The organism is Microbulbifer maximicatervae (SeqCode) (genome assembly GCF_052467065.1).
In genome coordinates, this window is sequence record NZ_CP174299.1 from 833813 (window position 1) to 851367 (window position 17555).

The window sequence follows — 17555 nt, forward strand, 5'->3', positions numbered from 1 at the left end:
CAACCCGTTATTCAGTATTCGCCAACCCGCGTGCTGTTAATTTAAACAGCAGCGCGACAAATCTCAGCAAACTCGCTGGCATCCAGCGAGGCTCCACCCACCAGGGCACCATCAATATCTGCCTGGGCAAAAAGCTCCCTGGCATTTGCGGATTTTACACTACCGCCATATAAAATCTGTACTTCAGCGCCCAAATCTCCCAACTGCGAGCGAATAAATGCATGTACAGCTTGGGCTTCATCAGGGGTAGCAGTTTTTCCGGTGCCAATGGCCCATACCGGTTCATAGGCAATCACGGACTGCTTCCAGCCAGCCGAATCAATGATGTCGGCAACCGCTTGAAGTTGTTCTGCAACCACTTCGAGAGTGCGCTCCTGCTCGCGTTCTTCAAGGGTTTCCCCGACGCAAAGTATTGGAGCCAGTCCCGCCTCTTGGGCCGCAACAAATTTTTTCGCCACTAACTCACTGGTTTCTCCGTAGAGACTACGGCGCTCAGAATGCCCGACAATAACGTAACGGGTATTCCAATCCAGTAACATGCTAGCGGAAACCTCACCAGTAAACGCCCCTTTGGGCTCCTGGCTAAGGTCCTGGGCACCCAGACTAAAACCTCCGCTCTTTTCCGCCGCATCAGCCACCAAGCCGAGGTATGGAAAAGATGGGCAAACAACAACACCGGACTTCACACCTTCGAGGTTGAGTTCGGTGAAAAAACGTTCGGCAAACTCGCGGCTGCCGTTCATTTTCCAGTTTGCTGCTACTAGCGGTGTTCGCATGTGTGCTCCTTCAAGGGGCGCAAATCTTAGCGACATTGACGCCAACATACAACCAAAATTATACGAGTTTCTTCTGCGCCCCAAGAGGACCGATTTACTACGGGTTAAATCGCAGCAGATCAGTTATTTCCAATTCGCTCCACCACGGAGGAAATATCTTTGGCCAGCTGTTCCACCAGGGCGCTGTCGCGGCCTTCAACCATTACCCGGATCAGAGGCTCTGTGCCAGATGGCCGCAGCAGCACACGTCCGCTGTCTGCGAGCTGACGTTCTGCATCGACAACAATGGCCTTAACGTCTGTGTGATCGAGAACACCATCGCGATGAGCCAGTTGCACATTAATCATGTGCTGGGGGAACATTGTCATACGGGATTTAAGCTGATGCAAGGGCTCATCAAATTCACACAGGCCACGCAGTACCTGCAATGCGGCAATGATACCGTCGCCGGTGGTAGATGCATCGGCACAGATAATATGGCCTGACGACTCGCCTCCCAGCTTCCACTGATTAGCTGACATTTTTTCAAGCACATGGCGGTCGCCCACTTTGGCTCTCTCAAACGGAATTTTGTTTTCGCGCAATGCAAGCTCAAAACCGTAATTGCTCATCAAGGTGCCGACAACACCACTACAACCGCCCAGGAATTTATGCTGGTGCATAGCGATGATATACAACAGCTGATCGCCATCGACCAATTCCCCATTGGCATCGACGAACAACACCCTGTCCCCGTCACCATCAAAGGCTATACCCAGGTCCGCACCGCGCTTAACCACGGCCCGTTGCAACTGCTGAGGTTTAGTGGAGCCGCAATCTAGATTGATATTGAGTCCATCAGGGCCCGCTCCAATTACGCTGACTTCTGCTCCCTGCTCACGAAACACCATCGGCGCTACGTGATAAGTGGCTCCATTGGCGCAGTCGAGAACAATCTTCAAACCCTCAAGGGAGAAACCCCAGGGCGTGGAAGCCTTGCAGAACTCGATGTAACGCGCGGCTGCATCATCAACTCGATAGGCGCGACCGAGATCGTCAGAAGTTTCCATCGGCAGCTCGAGAGCGGCTTCAATCTCCAATTCAACCTCATCCGGTAACTTGGAGCCTTCAGCGCTGAAAAACTTAATGCCATTGTCGTGGTAAGGATTATGGGAGGCGCTGATAACAATGCCTGCACCGGCATGGAAAGTCCGGGTCAGGTAGGCGATCGCCGGAGTCGGCATTGGCCCCAACAGGGCGACATCAACACCGGCATTAATCAGGCCCGCCTGCAGCGCTGCCTCAAACATGTAGCCGGAGACCCGTGTGTCCTTACCGATAAGGATGCGGGGGCGCCGGTGGTGTTTAGCTTTGGAAATTCTTCCCAGTACCTTGCCCGCTGCATATCCCAGACGCAGCATAAAATCGGGAGTAATTGCTCCCTCGCCAACGCGACCACGAATACCATCAGTGCCAAAATACTTTCTTTCCATAACGCTTCTCAATTGTGTACTTCGCCGCTTTTCTGTTCTGTCGGAAAACCACAACAGGACCCTGCGGCTCAAGGTCTCTGTAAGACATCACTCATCAAATTTCTCTGCAAACCAATTGCTGCATGCGCAACACATCCACGGTTTCCGCAACATCGTGGACACGTAAAATTCTTGCGCCCTTTTGCGCAGCCAACATGGCCAGGGCCAGGCTACCGGGGAGGCGGCCATCTACATCTCGATTGAGCAGGCGGCCAATCATCGACTTGCGCGACAAGCCTGCCAGTATGGGCATATCCGCCGGCGCCAGCTGCGACAAATTACGCAACAACGCCAAATTGTGCTCATCGGTTTTGCCAAAGCCAAAACCCGGGTCGAGAATAAGCCGGTCCCGTGTCACCCCCAGTTCGATACAGAGATCGACCCGTTTCTGCAGATACCTGGCGACATCCTCTACAACATCAGTGTAAGACGGATCATCCTGCATGGTGCCGGGCTGACCCTGCATATGCATCAGACAGATCGCCAAGCCACTCTCGACGGCTGCTTCCAGTGCACCCGGGCGCTCCAGGGCACGAACATCATTGATCAGTCCCGCCCCTACCGCAGCTGACTCACGCATCACTTCCGGGGTACTGGTATCGACAGAGATGATCGCGTCAAAGTTCGCTTTGATCGCCTCCACCACCGGCACTACCCGATCCAGCTCCTGCTGCTCGGTGACCGGCGATGCGCCAGGGCGTGTCGATTCTCCGCCAATATCCAGGATTTTCGCTCCCTCAGAGAGCATCTGTTCTGCTCTCTGCAGAGCCAGGGTCAAGTCCAGGCTACCGGAGGCATAGTAATTGCCACCGTCGGAAAAGGAGTCCGGCGTTGTATTCAGGACCCCCATAACCACCGGTTGGGAGAGGTCTAGGGTGTGGTTACCACAAATAATTTTCATTGGCTGAAATAAAAAAATGCCGGATTGGAACAGGCTATCGCCCTATCCCCAACCCGGCATTTGATTTTGTCCAGTTAGTCGCTTCGGAGAATCAGTGGCCGTTTAATGGGCCGCCGACGGTATTGCTCTTATCCGCCTCAGTTGAGGCCTCTGTGGTTTCAGTATCCTGGGTCGGGCTGTTTCCACCAGAACCGAAGTTATTGTCTTCCCAATCCCTCGGTGCGCGAACTTTGCGGCGAGCCATAAGATCGTCCACCTGCTCCGCATCCAGGGTTTCGTATTCCATCAGCGCATCTTTCATCGCTTCAAGAATATCGCGGTTATCTTCCAGCAGCTTTTGTGCTCGCTCGTAGCAGACATCGATAATACGGCGCACCTCCACATCAATTTCATTGGAAGTCTTGCCGGAAACCGGATTGCCCTGACCGGGCTGGCCACTTTCATCTTCGCCGTAATGCAATGGACCGAGCTTTTCGGACAAGCCCCACTTGGTCACCATACTGCGCGCCAAGTCAGTGGCTCGCTCGATGTCATTGGAAGCGCCCGTAGTAACGCCGTCGATACCCAGTGTCATTTCTTCAGCAATACGGCCACCAAACAAGGAGCACAGTTGCGATTCAATCGCACGCTTGGACAGGCTGTACTTGTCTTCCTCCGGCAGAAACTGAGTGACGCCCAGTGCGCGGCCACGGGGAATAATAGTTACTTTGTGTACCGGATCATGCTCGGGTACCAGTCGACCAATTATGGCGTGACCGGCCTCGTGGTAGGCGGTATTCACCTTCTCCTTTTCATTCATCACCATGGACTTGCGCTCGGCACCCATCATGATCTTGTCACGGGCGCGCTCGAACTCTTCCATGGTCACGGTGCGTCTATTGGCCCGCGCAGCAAACAGGGCAGCTTCGTTGACCAGATTGGCCAGATCGGCACCGGAGAAACCAGGGGTTCCACGGGCAATCGTCTGCGGATTCACCTTGTCGTCCATAGGCACTTTGCGCATATGAACCTTGAGGATTTGTTCGCGGCCGCGAATATCCGGCAAACCAACAAATACCTGGCGGTCAAAGCGACCCGGGCGCAGCAGGGCATGGTCCAGTACATCTGGGCGGTTGGTCGCTGCAATAACGATCACACCCTCATTACCTTCGAAACCATCCATCTCAACCAGCAACTGGTTCAGGGTCTGCTCGCGCTCATCGTGACCGCCGCCAACACCGGCTCCACGGTGACGGCCAACAGCGTCGATCTCATCGATAAAGATGATACACGGAGCCTGTTTCTTGGCTTGCTCGAACATATCCCGCACACGGGAAGCGCCCACCCCCACAAACATCTCGACAAAGTCAGAACCGGAGATAGAGAAGAAAGGTACTTTAGCTTCGCCGGCAATTGCCTTGGCAAGCAGGGTCTTACCGGTACCGGGAGGACCACACATCAGTACGCCGCGTGGGATATTGCCACCCAGGCGCTGGAACTTGGTGGGGTCGCGCAGGAACTCGACCAGCTCCTGTACCTCTTCCTTAGCTTCATCTACTCCGGCAACATCGGAAAAAGTTGTCTTGATCTGGTCTTCGCCCAGCAGGCGCGCCTTGCTCTTACCGAATGCCATAGGACCTGAGCGACCGCCGGCTCCGCCCTGCATTTGGCGCATAAAGAACATAAATACAGCGATAATAATCAGGATCGGGAAGCTGGCTACCAGGAGCTGCTGCCAGATGCTCGGTGACTCAGGCTCGCGACCAACGAATTGCACATTGCTGCGAACCAGTTCATTGGTGAGTTCATCGTCGATAATCTGTGGCTGGATGGTCTTGAAGCGGCTGCCATCGGCTTTTTCGCCGGTGATTACCAGACCGTCTACGATCACGTTCTTAACTTGGCCCGACTGCACATCCTGAACAAAGTCGGAGTAACTGAGAGCCTCATCCCGTGACTGTGGTTTAAAGTTTTGAAAAACCATCAGCAGTACCGCTGCGATGATCAACCACAGTACCAGGTTCTTTGCCATATCATTCAAAGGGATAGCCCTCTCGCTTTCGCAATCAAAATCCGTTCATTCCGGCAACGCCGGCCACATCAATACCGGATAAAACCAGTATAGGTGCGGGGGGTCAACAGCCTTCGCCCCCGATACAGGTATCGCTTATACCATATGGGGAGTCAGACTAGAAATACGCCGATGTTCTCAGTCGCTCTCAGCCCTTAAATCCTCGCGCCACCACGTATACTTCACGTGAACGGGGGCGGGAAGCACCAGGTTTGCGAGTTACGACACTGTTGTAGCTCCCACGCAAGTCGCGGATCAACTCGTCGAAACCCTCTCCCTGGAATACCTTTGCAACAAATGCACCACCGGGCTTAAGTACCTGCCGGGCCATATCGACTGCCAGTTCCACCAAATACATGGAGGCGGGCTGATCAACATCGCGTATCCCACTCATATTGGGGGCCATATCGGAAATCACAAGGTCTGCCAGTTCATCGCCCATGCGCTGTAACAGTTCACTGAGCACCGACTCCTCTGTAAAGTCCCCCTGGACAAAGTCCACACCGGCCAGCGGGTCCATCGGCAATATATCTGACGCCAAAACCTTGCCTTTGTGCCCTACCAACTCCATCGCTACCTGGGACCAGCCCCCTGGAGCCGCACCCAGGTCGACAACAGTCATTCCCGGCTTGAATAAGCGGTCCTTATTTTGTAGCTCCTGCAGCTTGTAGCTGGCACGGGAGCGATAGCCCTCTTTTTGGGACTGTTTGACGTAATGGTCATTAAAATGTTCACGCAGCCAACGGTGGCTGCTCTTAGATCGGCCCATCGGGTACAATGCCTACAATCACTACAGCTTAATTATAAGAGCGGCCACTGGCCGCGATCGGGTCCGCCGAACAAACGCTGGCGACGATCGCGGTCTGTGGCCGCTCCCACATCGAATTCCACAAAGTGGTAATGGAGTATTGTATGCCTTTAACCGCCGACCGCAAAAAAGCTCTTCGCTCTCTAGGTCACAACCTGAAACCTGTCGTGACCGTAGCCGGCAACGGGCTGAGCGAGGGGGTGATGGAAGAACTGAACCGTGCACTCGAAGACCACGAGCTGATCAAGGTCAAACTGATGATCGCCGACCGGGAAGTACGCCACCAAATCGTTGGTGAGCTTTGCGAAAAATCCTCATCCGAGCTGATACAGGAAATCGGCAAGATTGCCCTGATTTTCCGTGCAGCGCAAAAACCGGATATTCGCAAGTCCAACCTGCTGCGTTAAACAAAAAGGGGAGCTAATGCTCCCCTTTCTTTTCTCAACCAGTGGAAACTGGCTTACACATCACAGGCAACTCCCAGGATTCTCCATTGGACAATCGCCTCAACCAGCATTTCTCACCATTGCCGACTAATTGAAACTTGATCGGCCGCCCCATATCCCGGCCAATCAGAGCCATCTTTTTGGGATCATTCTCAATCACCAAAATAGTATCGTCCACAAACACCCTCGGGCCCAGGGTCACATTAACCCCGCCCAGCGCTTGCGAAACTGCCACCTGCAGCTTGTCCTGAATCTCCGGGCTCGTTTCCAGTAACAGTGCCGGTTGTGCAGTTTCAATATTTTGCTGGGAGGAGCAGCCAAGACACATCAATGCAAAACCACAAAGTTTAGCCAAAGCTGCCTTTTTCATTTTATTTCACCATTATGCGGTTACTGCGAGAGACTTCCTTGGTCACTCGTGCATTGAAAGCGGGGGCACCCTCGCTTTCACCGGAAATGGAGAATGCGCTAACCGCAATATCTCCACATTCGCCAGTCTCAATGTAATTCAACGCAGTGGCAAATCGCGCTTCATCAGCATCACCCAAGAGATTGTCAAAGTCATCCCCAATCACACACCCGGGCAAATCTGCATCAGTTCCATAATTACCATTGGGTACAAAGCCATCGGAGTAATCGCCAAAGCCTTTTGCATTCACACCGGAGAACTGAATAGTGAAATAAGTGGTGCCACAGTTATCCAGGGGATAAAAACCGTAAGGCTTACCGCAAGTAGTCTCACCGATCTGAATAACTTCTACATCAATTCCGCGCAAGCCATTGATAATTGCCTCACTGGCTGAGCAGGTATTTTCACTGGTTAAGACAAACAGTCGCGACAGATTTAAAGTCGGCAATTCTTCCCCGTATAAAGACTCATCAACAAAGCCCAGACCGGTCGAGTAGAATGGAGTCCCATCCAATGGCGCTCCGGTAATTGGGTTAGTTTCCGGATGCTGGTCGTTAAACTGGGCAATTTCAAATACCTGCCCCGCAGTATTATCACCTGCGATCATATAAGCTAACTCTGCAGCGATATCGAGGTAACCACCACCGTTATAACGAAGGTCTAGTACTAAATCGTCAACAGACTCAGACTCAAGCTCGCTGACAGCATCAATCAATTCCGCTTCGGCTGTCGCAATATGATCATTGAATAACATATATCCGACTTTGCGGCCCGAATTTGTGTCCACCGTTTTAACATATTGAACAGGATCTGATTGCACTGGTGATGCGACCAAAGTGACAGTCTCAATCGTTGAAGAACCCAAAGGTCTTATTTCAAATACATGGGACTCACCATCGTTTTCCGGCCACATACCGTAATTTAAGGTATCGACATCATTACCGTAAGCCAGGTCAACGCCATCCACACTGATAACTTCTGCACCGCGGGTGATAATATCCGGCAGATTACCACCGTTTTCCTCATCCAGATATGCGACTACCGCTTTACGTGGCGGCTCATCGGAAAGTAAAGCCCACTGAATACCATAGCCAACATAAACCCCAGATTCGGTTTGTGAATACCACTCATTTGATGGAACCGTATAATGGAAGCGATCCTTTTCCTGACCCGAGGGGGTTAAGGCGAAAGTTTTCAGCTCATCGAAATAAGCCAAGGAATCATCGAAGCTCGCTGGATCCTGGTCTTCAATCTCGTCGTACCATAGGTAGAGCTCATTACTCATTGAGCGCAACCAGTTATTTTCATCCTCGCGGGTGCCCGCTACATCAGCATAAGCTGAACCCGTTGCTGGGTCTGTGCCACTGCGGGGAGCAACACACCGGCTCGCATAAGTTGAGACAGGCAGGAAGTTACCCTTTTCCCAAGTGCCGCCAACGGCGGTTGGCGTCTCAGAACCATCTCCACTATCAGAGTCAGAGCCACCTCCGCCTCCCCCGCAGGCTGCCAAGCCTAAAGCTCCCAGAGTAACAACCCCTGCTAAAGCTAGCTTACGTAGACGGATTTCCATCCCCAAACTCCTATTAACCTTTTTATTAGTAAAGATATGTAAAGCGGTGGAGCCTACCACTATTTGAAAAAGGGTTCGATAACCAAGTTTTTCATCAAAAGAAATTGCTAAACCAAAATACAGAAAGGCCTGAAGAGGCACATCACAATTTGTACCCCACCAGGCCCTTCAGTACAAAATAGGTTAATTACTATTATTAACCCGAGTCAGCAACTAATTGCCGACTTTACCCAAAACCCCCTGCAAACTATCTTTTGCATCACCGAACAGCATACGTGAGTTTTCTTTGTAAAACAGCGGGTTAGCAACTCCCGCATACCCGGAAGCCATAGAGCGTTTGAGGATAACAACCTTACCGGCCTTCCAAACTTCCAACACCGGCATACCGGCGATAGGCGAGCCCGGTTTTTCCACTGCATCCGGGTTTACCGTGTCGTTCGCACCGATCACCAAAACCAAATCTGTAGCGGGAAAGTCTGGATTAATCTCATCCATTTCCAGAACGATATCGTAAGGCACGTTAGCCTCAGCCAAGAGCACATTCATATGTCCGGGAAGACGTCCAGCTACCGGGTGAATACCAAAGCGCACTGTTTTGCCTGCTTTTCTCAAACGATCAGTCAAGTCACTAACCGCCTGCTGGGCATGGGCTACCGCCATTCCGAATCCGGGAACAATAATGATACTGTCCGCCGCATCCAGTTCATCCGCAAGCTCCTGTTGATCAATGGCAATTACTTCACCATCGACTTCCTCATCGGACACTTCACCACCATCAGAGCCAAATCCACCGAGAATAACGCTGATAAAAGAGCGGTTCATTCCCCGGCACATGATGTAACTCAGGATGGCACCGGAAGAACCCACCAGGGCGCCCACTACAATTAACAGATCATTGCCCAGCATAAATCCGGTAGCGGCAGCGGCCCAACCGGAGTAGCTGTTCAGCATGGATATAACCACCGGCATATCAGCGCCGCCAATAGCCGCCACAAGGTGAATACCTAACAGCAATGCAATTGAGGTCATTAACAGCAAGTTAATAACCGTACCCGCATGCACATCTGCCGGTACAAACAACACACCCAGAACAATACAGGCCAAAATGGCAATCAAGTTAAGCCAGTGCCGGGCCGGTAGCATTAATGGTTTCCCGGAAACCAATCCCTGCAACTTACAAAAAGCAACCAAAGAACCGGTCAGGGTAATTGCCCCAATAAATACACCCAGGTATATCTCAGTGCTGTGGACAACATGAGCAGCCCCGTGTAACTCCACAACCGGATCGAGGAAACCGCCCCAACCAATTAATACCGCAGCCAAGCCGACGAAGCTGTGTAGCAAAGCCACCATTTGTGGCATTTGAGTCATAGCCACACGCTTGGCCAGTGCCAAACCAATCACCGCGCCGACGATCATGGCGATGGCGACCATCCAGTAAGCCCCGGCGGCCACTCCAGCAATAGTGGCGATAATGGCAACTGCCATTCCCACCATGCCGTAAATATTTCCCCTGCGCGCAGTTTCGTGACTGGATAAACCTCCCAGACTCAAGATAAACATCACTGCCGAGAAGAGATAAGCCATTGCAATCATACCGTTCATCACTCTCTCCTCCCCTTACCGGCGAAACATTTTCAACATACGGTAGGTCACAAAGAAACCACCGAATATATTAATACTGGCCACCAACACACCGATGAAAGCAAGCAGGCTCACCAAACCCGAATTGGCAATCCCAAGCTGCACTAACGCACCAACAACCACTATGCCGGAAATTGCATTAGTAACACTCATTAGCGGAGTGTGTAGCGCATGAGTAACATTCCAAATCACTTGCCAGCCAACAAATATTGCCAGGACAAATACGGTAAAGTGCGAGACGAAATCAGGAGGTGCCACGCGCCCCAACCACAGCAATAAGATTGCCGCGATCGCCCAAAATGCAAAAATAGATACGGGAGATTTTCGTTTCTCAGCTTTCTCCTCAACAATTTTCACTTCCTCAGTAGCTTTCACCGATGGCTTGGGCTGAGCAGAAATTTTTGGTGCGGGTGGAGGCCAGGTAATCTCACCGGATTTAACCACTGTGGCACCACGAATCACTTCATCTTCAAAATTGAGATTAATCTCACCATCTTTCTCTGGAGTTAGCTCCCCAAGCAGGTGAGCGAGATTGGTTGAATACAGGCGCGAGGATTGTGCCGCTGCTCGACTGGGCAGATTGGTATAACCAAGAATAGTGACGCCGTTCTGCTCCACTTTTTCATGAGCCACCGTATAGTCACAGTTACCGCCCATTTCTGCTGCTAAATCCACGACGACAGAACCTTTAGGCATACTGTCGACCATATCTGCAAGCCATAATTTCGGAGCGGGTTTCCCCGGAATTAAGGCAGTGGTAATCACAATATCCACTTCTTTGGCCTGCTCGCGGAACAGTGCCATTTCAGCATCAATAAATTCCTTCGACATCACCTTGGCGTAACCACCGGAGCCCGAGCCTTCCTCCTCAATTTCTACGGTGAGGAATTCAGCCCCCATGGACTCCACTTGCTCACGTACTTCAGCGCGGGTATCGAAGGCCCGCACTATAGCTCCCATGCTTTTTGCCGTACCTATTGCAGAGAGCCCCGCTACACCAGCACCAATAACAAGTACTTTTGCCGGGGGAATTTTTCCTGCTGCCGTGATCTGCCCTGTAAAGAAGCGACCGAAATTGTGGGCAGCCTCCACAACCGCACGATAGCCGGCAATATTTGCCATGGAGCTGAGCGCATCCATTTTTTGCGCGCGGGAAATTCTTGGAATCGACTCGACCGCTAGCGCATTGATATCGCGCTCGGCAAGTTTCTGTAGGAACTCGGCATTTTGTGCCGGCTTCAGAAAGGCGATCAGCGTAGCCCCTTTGGGAATCAGGGCCAACTCTCGATCAGTTGGTGCTTGTACTTTTAATACTATGCCCGCATCAGCCAGGCACTGTTGCATATCCTCTCGGATTTCTGCACCGGCTTCAGCATAAGCTTCATCAGTAAAACTGGCCCTGTTACCAGCCCCCTTCTCCACCGCTACGGAAAAACCCAAATCGCGTAATCGTCTTACGCTATCGGGAGTCGCTGCAACACGTGCTTCTCCCTCTGCGGTCTCTCTAGGTATGGCTATAATCACCGCCGTGCCCCTCTTAGTTGGTTTTATGAACTTACAGCTACATCTACCTCAAAAAGTATTGGATTGCCCAATTTATAAACAGATCGAGTGTAAACGTCGTCACATAGGATGAAAAGGGGGATAACCTGATAGCCGTAATTGGTGAAATTAATAAGACTATATATCCTGAATTGGCTATATAGACCTGAGAGAAATAAGCAAAAATTAGTCTCGCTCGAAACCTTTTCCCTGAAGTTAGATTGCTATTTTTTTATCCAAAATATAAGGAGTTTCACTTTTTAAATGGCCTTACCGTTCAATTCACTATGAATTTTCAATCCAAAAAAATCCCCACAGTGGAGCAAGCACCTACAAACAAACAAAAAACAACAAAAATTTAGGGGTAACTGACTATTTTTAACAGCTACAAATAGATCACCAAACACACCATGTTAGTTAAATATTATCGACAAAGACAACAATCACATTACATTTATAATAAAAAATAACGCGCCATGTGACAGTCTGTTCACACAAACCACAAATGTGCAGATAATTTTGCCTCCATAGTACCAAGTCACACTTTTCTGCCTGAAAAATATGTACTAGCCCCCTACTTGTGCAAAAAAAACAATATCCGCAGAATGTCGCACCAGGAAAAAGCAGTAACACCAGATTTATCTCATGGAATTAGAGACACACATCCACTCCCCCACCCCTGCGTATTTGGCACAACTATTGATTAAAAGTTGGTAAAGCCCAATAAAAAATATTAGATGAGTGCCGCAGTAAATTGTGACTAATCCAAGCCCTGGAATCATGCTGGTTGATGACAATCCCGAGCGAGCCCACTTGGTTTGTGAGCGATTACGTGCTGCTGGATACAGTATTCTCGCCCAGATCAACAGTGCCGAGGGGCTCCTCTTCCAGGTGGAAAAATACCGTCCAGATATTGTGCTGATAGACATCGAATCCCCAGACAGGGATATCCTGGAAAGCCTTGCCATAGTCAATCGTGAGGCGCCAACCCCAGTGGCTATGTTTTCAGGTAGCGGAAACGCAGACTTTATTAGTCGCGCGGTCGACTCCGGGGTAAGCGCTTATATGGCCGAGGGAATGACTCCTGAGCGCGTGGCACCGGCGATAGAAATCGCTATGGCACAATTTAAACATTTCCAGCAATTGCGCCAGTCTCTCGAGCGCACCCAGCAGCAACTCACAGAGCGAAAAGCAATCGAGCGGGCCAAAGGGCTATTAATGGCCAAGAAGAACCTCAGTGAAGAGGATGCCCATAAGACCTTGCGCAATCTCGCGATGAACAGCAACTCGACCATCCATACAGTTGCCGAGCAAGTAATCCAATATTTTCAGAAAGAGCATTAGAGTACCGATGTCAGCCCTTCTGTGCCCGGAAAAAAAGACCATCAAACTTCTTTACCTGCGCCTGACCGACAGCGCACCGCTGATTGTCGCCAATGAACTAGGCTACTTCCAAGAATATGGATTAAAGGTACAGCTGCAAAAAGAAACAAGCTGGGCCACCCTGCGAGACAAGTTAATTGCGCGCAAAGCAGATGCTGCAGCAATGCTCGCTCCTATGCCCCTGACACTGGAACAAGCGTTACCCAATTGCCACGAACGCTTGTTAAGTGGATTAATTCTCAGCTGCAATGGTAATGCTATTACCCTTTCCGCAGAATTATTCGAACGCCTGCAAAATTACTGTGAAGGTGACTCACAAAGCGATATCGCCTTGGCGCTAAAGCGCTACCTGCACGACAATAAATACCCTCCTACTGTCAGGCTCGCCACGGTTTATCCATTCTCCAGTCATAGCTTGCAATTAAGATACTGGTTGCGCTCCGTCGATATCGACCCGGACCGGGATATAAAACTGGTGGTATTACCGCCTGAACAAATGCTGGAAAACCTCCACAGTGGCGTTATCGATGGCTATTGTGTAGGCGAACCCTGGAACTCCCTGGCCGCCCACAAAGGGTCCGGCGTAGTCATTGCAGCCTGTAATACACTGCTGCCAGCTATGCCGGAAAAAGTGCTGACAGTCACTGAAAGCTGGCACCAAGCCAACCCTGCGACCCACCTAGCCCTAAGGGCCGCTCTTCTCAAAGCCTGTACCTGGCTTGCCGCACGCGCAAACAGAGCCGAAGCTGCCAAGCTCTTATCCCTGGGGCAATACCTCAACTTGCCTGAGGAGCTGATTCAGCGCTCCCTCAATGACCAGATTCTCTACCACCGGGACCGGGAGATTCTCGCCAATCCCGGCTGGCACCTCTTTGCCCATATTGATAACGACTGCGGGCGCCCAACTCAGGAAAAAGCACGGCAACTGCTGGAGATGTATTCAGATCTGGGGAGCTCGACACTTCGTGCAGCAGAAGCCTATCGTCCAGACCTCTACCGGCAAACGGTGGATTTCCTGCTCGCAAAAAAATAGTGGCACATTAATTGAATGGAAATAATTCGATGATGCAATTGCCTTCCCTCAGGCGCATCAGCGCGGTGAAGCGGTTGTTCGCCGAATATAACGGGCAACGAAGTCCATCGTCTGCAGTCAAGCGGCTGCAGCTGTGGGCTTTTTTTGTGCCTGCGGAATTAGCAAACAAAGGAAATGCGCATGTCCAGTGACTCACTTAATCTATTCTCGTTCCGCGGGAAGATAAAAGTGCTCCACCTAACTTGGGTGGCCTTCTTTATCACTTTCTTTGCCTGGTTTAACCACGCACCATTGCTAATGGCAATTGCGAAAAGCCTTTCATTAACTCCGGACCAGGTCAAAACCCTACTTATTTTAAACGTGGCCCTGACAATACCCGCACGCATTGTAATCGGGATGCTCACTGATAAATATGGCCCCAGACTCACCTATTCGCTATTACTGGCAATCGGCAGTGTGCCTTGCTTTATTTTTGCCCTGGCAGACAATTTTGTGCAGGCAGCCATTGGCCGATTCCTTTTGGGCTTTATTGGTGCAGGTTTTGTTGTAGGTATCCGCATGGTATCCGAATGGTTCCCGGCTCGACAGCTGGGTACCGCAGAGGGTATTTACGGGGGATGGGGAAATTTTGGCTCAGCCGCAGCGGCCATGTCCCTACCCACCATCGCCCTGTTTTTTGGCGGTGACGACGGCTGGCGCTATGCCATTGGCCTCACTGGCGCAATCGCACTGGTTTACAGCGTAGTTTATTACTTCTCTGTGACTGATACGCCCAAGGGGTCAACCTATTTCAAGCCCAAAAAAATTGGTGCTATGGAAGTCACCAGTCCCGGGGATTTTTTCCTGCTTCTGGTGATGAAAGTGCCCATGTATGCGGCACTGGCTCTGCTAACCTGGAAATTATCCAGCGGCGTTGCATTAATATCCAACCTTACCGCCAACCTGATCTATGCAGGCCTGGTATTACTGTATCTTCTGGACGCGTATAAAACCTACAGTATTAACCGTGAAGTACTCAGCAACCCACCAGCACCGGTACACCGCTATAAGTTTAAGCAAGTAGCAGTTTTGAATCTGCTCTACTTCGCGACTTTCGGTTCCGAATTGGCTGTGGTTTCCATGCTGCCCCTGTTCTTCTCCGAGACCTTTACACTGGACCCGGTAAAAGCTGGCTTGCTGGCCTCCGCCTATGCCTTTATGAACCTCATGTCACGCCCTGCCGGCGGATTGATTAGTGACCGCTGGGGGCGCAAACCTACCCTGCTGATCCTCACCGCTGGCCTGGCTCTGGGTTACTTCACTATGAGCATGATCGATGCCGAGTGGCCCCTGTACCTGGCGGTCGCCGCTGCCATGGCCTGTTCCTTCTTTGTGCAAGCTGGCGAGGGCGCTGTATTCGCAGTGGTGCCCTTGATCAAACGCCGCCTAACCGGGCAGATTGCCGGCATGACTGGCGCCTACGGCAATGTCGGAGCCGTTTTCTATCTCACCGTTCTCAGCATGGTGTCTTACCAGGCCTTTTTCCTGGTAATCTGCGCTACCGCATTGCTCGGCTTTGCCGCCCTGCTTCTACTGGAAGAACCGGAGGGACAAATGGCAGAAGTACACCCCGATGGCAGCGTATCCATGATCGATGTTGCCTAATAACGATCTACCCACTGCAGCGAGCACAGAAGAATCCGGGCTCGCTGCCAGTGACAGTTCGCAGGGCGATAAAGAAGATGCCCTGCAACTGTTCACTGCCTCCTGCGCCGGACTTCGCCAACACAATGACGACGCCTGCGCAGTGAGGCTTCCCGAAGGCGCTGAATTACAGCGCCACGGCAGCCTTGCCGCAGTAGCCGACGGTGTTGCCAATGCAGAAGCCGGCGGTGAAGCAGCCCGCGCTGCCATCAATGGATTCTTTTCCGATTATTACAGCACCCCGCAAACCTGGTCGACAAAGCACGCTGTTGCGCGGGTTTTGCACTCGCTCAATAGCTGGCTGTTTCGACAGAGTGGCGGCAGTGCCGAAATTAAACGAGGTTGGTTGACCACTTTTTCTGCCGTTATTTTCAAAGGCACCAGCGCACACCTGGTTCACATCGGCGACTCCCGGATCTACCGACTACGCAACAGAAAATTAGAGTGCTTGAGTAGCGATCACAGCCACAGCCTCGGACCTGGACGCACCTTTTTGAGCCGCGCCCTGGGAATGGATGCCCATATTGAAGTGGACTACCGCTGTGAGGAACTGCAACCCGGGGATATTTTCCTGGTGAGTAGCGATGGTATTCACGATTTTCTGCCTGAAACAGAGTTAATTGAGCTATTGCTTAATTTTTCCAGCTCAACCCCTCAAGGGCTTATTGATGCTGCTCTGAAAGCGGGCTCCACCGATAACCTGACTGCTGTCACTTGCCGGATAAATTATGTAGGACTGCCCCAGTGCGATGAATTGGCTATGCGCAATCGCGAACTCCCGTTCGCACCTGACCTGCGCCCAGGCCAAAAGCTCGACAACTTCCTTGTTTTACAGGAATTACATGCCAGCAGCCGCAGCCATCTCTATCTGGTCCGAGACCTCAATACCGAAGTATTGCGGGTGATAAAAACCCCCTCAGTTAATTTCTGTGATGACCCCCACTACATCGAGCGATTTATTGCTGAGGAGTGGACCGGGCGACGAATCTCCCACCCAGGAATTATTAAAGTTTTTGCTCCCACTTCTGAAAGGCACTGTCTCTATCATATTCTCGAATATATCGAAGGACAGACTTTGCGTCAGTGGATGCAATTAAATCCACAACCTCAAATTCCCCAAGTGCGGGAGCTAATGGCACAACTGGTTAGTGCGTTGCGAAGTTTACAGCGGTTGGAGATCGTTCACGGCGATCTCAAGCCAGAGAATATTATGATGCGCAACGACGGGCGCCTGGTAATCATTGATCTCGGTGGTGCCGATGGCCCAGGGCTCAGAGAGCAATTACATCTATCTGGTGAAACAGCACCCGGCAGTAAGAATTATGCAGCTCCGGAATTCTTTTTTGGGGATAGCGCCAGCCATCGATCAGACATCTTTTCCCTGGGAATCATTGCTTATGAATTGCTCACGGGCAAATATCCCTATCCCGAGCGCTTTGGTAGCTACCACTACCGTTTAAAGAGCTATAACCAAATGCGCTTTACTCGCGCATCCGCACACCGCAAAGATATTCCCTACTGGATTGATAGCGCTCTACAAAAGGCTTGTGCTCCTGATCCTAAAAAGCGCTACAACGCATTGTCAGAATTTATCCAGGATCTGCAATCTCCCAGCCCAGATTTTAAAGCCCCCCAAAGCCGTCCCCTGCTAGAAAGAAATCCGGTTCTTGTCTGGCAGCTACTAACTTTAATTCTACTGCTCTCTCATCTGCTCTACTTTTTTTGGCGCTAATACATAAGATTTGAATAAGCACATTTACAGCGCAGGAAATTAATTAAATGCACCACTTTGTCGCAAA

At 51.1% G+C, this 17555-nt stretch carries 14 protein-coding genes; 5 read left to right on the forward strand and 9 right to left on the reverse strand.

All coding sequences use genetic code 11. The annotated features are described in order from the left end of the window. Positions 1-41: 41 nt before the first annotated feature. The 5 genes from tpiA to rlmE all read right to left on the reverse strand — a co-directional run bounded on the left by tpiA (position 42) and on the right by rlmE (position 6007). Positions 42-776, reverse strand: coding sequence for a triose-phosphate isomerase (tpiA, locus tag ACJJI1_RS03815; protein WP_444934101.1), 735 nt, complete (start codon positions 774-776; stop codon positions 42-44). A gap of 119 nt (positions 777-895) precedes the next feature. Continuing rightward, on the reverse strand, positions 896-2248 hold the full coding sequence (gene glmM, locus ACJJI1_RS03820) for a phosphoglucosamine mutase (RefSeq protein WP_282931361.1): 1353 nt from the start codon (positions 2246-2248) through the stop codon (positions 896-898). Between the two features lie 94 nt (positions 2249-2342). Beyond that, positions 2343-3188 carry a dihydropteroate synthase gene (folP, locus tag ACJJI1_RS03825; protein WP_444958590.1) on the reverse strand — a complete coding sequence of 282 codons (846 nt, stop codon included), beginning with the start codon at positions 3186-3188 and terminating at the stop codon, positions 2343-2345. A gap of 91 nt (positions 3189-3279) precedes the next feature. After that, positions 3280-5199, reverse strand: coding sequence for an ATP-dependent zinc metalloprotease FtsH (gene ftsH / locus ACJJI1_RS03830; protein WP_444959358.1), 1920 nt, complete (start codon positions 5197-5199; stop codon positions 3280-3282). Between the two features lie 187 nt (positions 5200-5386). Continuing rightward, positions 5387-6007, reverse strand: coding sequence for a 23S rRNA (uridine(2552)-2'-O)-methyltransferase RlmE (gene rlmE / locus ACJJI1_RS03835; protein WP_108734402.1), 621 nt, complete (start codon positions 6005-6007; stop codon positions 5387-5389). Between the two features lie 143 nt (positions 6008-6150). Here rlmE and yhbY point away from each other — a divergent pair, with 143 nt between their 5' ends. Then, on the forward strand, positions 6151-6453 hold the full coding sequence (yhbY, locus tag ACJJI1_RS03840) for a ribosome assembly RNA-binding protein YhbY (protein WP_413663230.1): 303 nt from the start codon (positions 6151-6153) through the stop codon (positions 6451-6453). A gap of 34 nt (positions 6454-6487) precedes the next feature. Here the strand turns inward: yhbY and ACJJI1_RS03845 are convergent, their stop codons facing one another. From ACJJI1_RS03845 to ACJJI1_RS03860, 4 genes are all read right to left on the reverse strand, one after another. Continuing rightward, positions 6488-6862, reverse strand: coding sequence for a hypothetical protein (locus ACJJI1_RS03845; protein WP_413663231.1), 375 nt, complete (start codon positions 6860-6862; stop codon positions 6488-6490). Between the two features lies 1 nt (position 6863). Then, on the reverse strand, positions 6864-8471 hold the full coding sequence (locus tag ACJJI1_RS03850) for a S41 family peptidase (protein ID WP_444958591.1): 1608 nt from the start codon (positions 8469-8471) through the stop codon (positions 6864-6866). 213 nt (positions 8472-8684) lie between these two features. Further along, on the reverse strand, positions 8685-10076 hold the full coding sequence (pntB, locus tag ACJJI1_RS03855) for a Re/Si-specific NAD(P)(+) transhydrogenase subunit beta (protein WP_413663233.1): 1392 nt from the start codon (positions 10074-10076) through the stop codon (positions 8685-8687). 15 nt (positions 10077-10091) lie between these two features. Beyond that, positions 10092-11639 (reverse strand): Re/Si-specific NAD(P)(+) transhydrogenase subunit alpha, encoded by a 1548-nt coding sequence (locus tag ACJJI1_RS03860; protein ID WP_444958592.1) that lies wholly within the window; start codon positions 11637-11639, stop codon positions 10092-10094. A gap of 774 nt (positions 11640-12413) precedes the next feature. On the opposite strand from ACJJI1_RS03860, the gene ACJJI1_RS03865 reads away from it, so the two are divergent. From ACJJI1_RS03865 to ACJJI1_RS03880, 4 genes are all read left to right on the forward strand, one after another. Beyond that, positions 12414-13001, forward strand: a complete 588-nt coding sequence (locus tag ACJJI1_RS03865; RefSeq protein WP_282931354.1) for an ANTAR domain-containing response regulator — start codon at positions 12414-12416, stop codon at positions 12999-13001. 7 nt (positions 13002-13008) lie between these two features. Beyond that, positions 13009-14073 carry a CmpA/NrtA family ABC transporter substrate-binding protein gene (locus ACJJI1_RS03870; RefSeq protein ID WP_444958593.1) on the forward strand — a complete coding sequence of 355 codons (1065 nt, stop codon included), beginning with the start codon at positions 13009-13011 and terminating at the stop codon, positions 14071-14073. Between the two features lie 180 nt (positions 14074-14253). Then, positions 14254-15717 (forward strand): NarK family nitrate/nitrite MFS transporter, encoded by a 1464-nt coding sequence (locus ACJJI1_RS03875; protein WP_444958594.1) that lies wholly within the window; start codon positions 14254-14256, stop codon positions 15715-15717. Then, positions 15707-17488 carry a bifunctional protein-serine/threonine kinase/phosphatase gene (locus ACJJI1_RS03880; protein ID WP_444958595.1) on the forward strand — a complete coding sequence of 594 codons (1782 nt, stop codon included), beginning with the start codon at positions 15707-15709 and terminating at the stop codon, positions 17486-17488. Before ACJJI1_RS03875 ends, ACJJI1_RS03880 begins: the two co-directional genes overlap by 11 nt. Positions 17489-17555: the final 67 nt, after the last annotated feature.

Bases quoted from the DNA above. Each gene is read 5' to 3' on its own strand.
- tpiA (WP_444934101.1), bottom strand. From the start codon at position 776: ATGCGAACACCGCTAGTAGCAGCAAACTGGAAAATGAACGGCAGCCGC.
- glmM (WP_282931361.1), bottom strand. From the start codon at position 2,248: ATGGAAAGAAAGTATTTTGGCACTGATGGTATTCGTGGTCGCGTTGGC.
- folP (WP_444958590.1), bottom strand. From the start codon at position 3,188: ATGAAAATTATTTGTGGTAACCACACCCTAGACCTCTCCCAACCGGTG.
- ftsH (WP_444959358.1), bottom strand. From the start codon at position 5,199: ATGGCAAAGAACCTGGTACTGTGGTTGATCATCGCAGCGGTACTGCTG.
- rlmE (WP_108734402.1), bottom strand. From the start codon at position 6,007: ATGGGCCGATCTAAGAGCAGCCACCGTTGGCTGCGTGAACATTTTAAT.
- yhbY (WP_413663230.1), top strand. From the start codon at position 6,151: ATGCCTTTAACCGCCGACCGCAAAAAAGCTCTTCGCTCTCTAGGTCAC.
- ACJJI1_RS03845 (WP_413663231.1), bottom strand. From the start codon at position 6,862: ATGAAAAAGGCAGCTTTGGCTAAACTTTGTGGTTTTGCATTGATGTGT.
- ACJJI1_RS03850 (WP_444958591.1), bottom strand. From the start codon at position 8,471: ATGGAAATCCGTCTACGTAAGCTAGCTTTAGCAGGGGTTGTTACTCTG.
- pntB (WP_413663233.1), bottom strand. From the start codon at position 10,076: ATGAACGGTATGATTGCAATGGCTTATCTCTTCTCGGCAGTGATGTTT.
- ACJJI1_RS03870 (WP_444958593.1), top strand. From the start codon at position 13,009: ATGTCAGCCCTTCTGTGCCCGGAAAAAAAGACCATCAAACTTCTTTAC.
- ACJJI1_RS03875 (WP_444958594.1), top strand. From the start codon at position 14,254: ATGTCCAGTGACTCACTTAATCTATTCTCGTTCCGCGGGAAGATAAAA.
- ACJJI1_RS03880 (WP_444958595.1), top strand. From the start codon at position 15,707: ATGTTGCCTAATAACGATCTACCCACTGCAGCGAGCACAGAAGAATCC.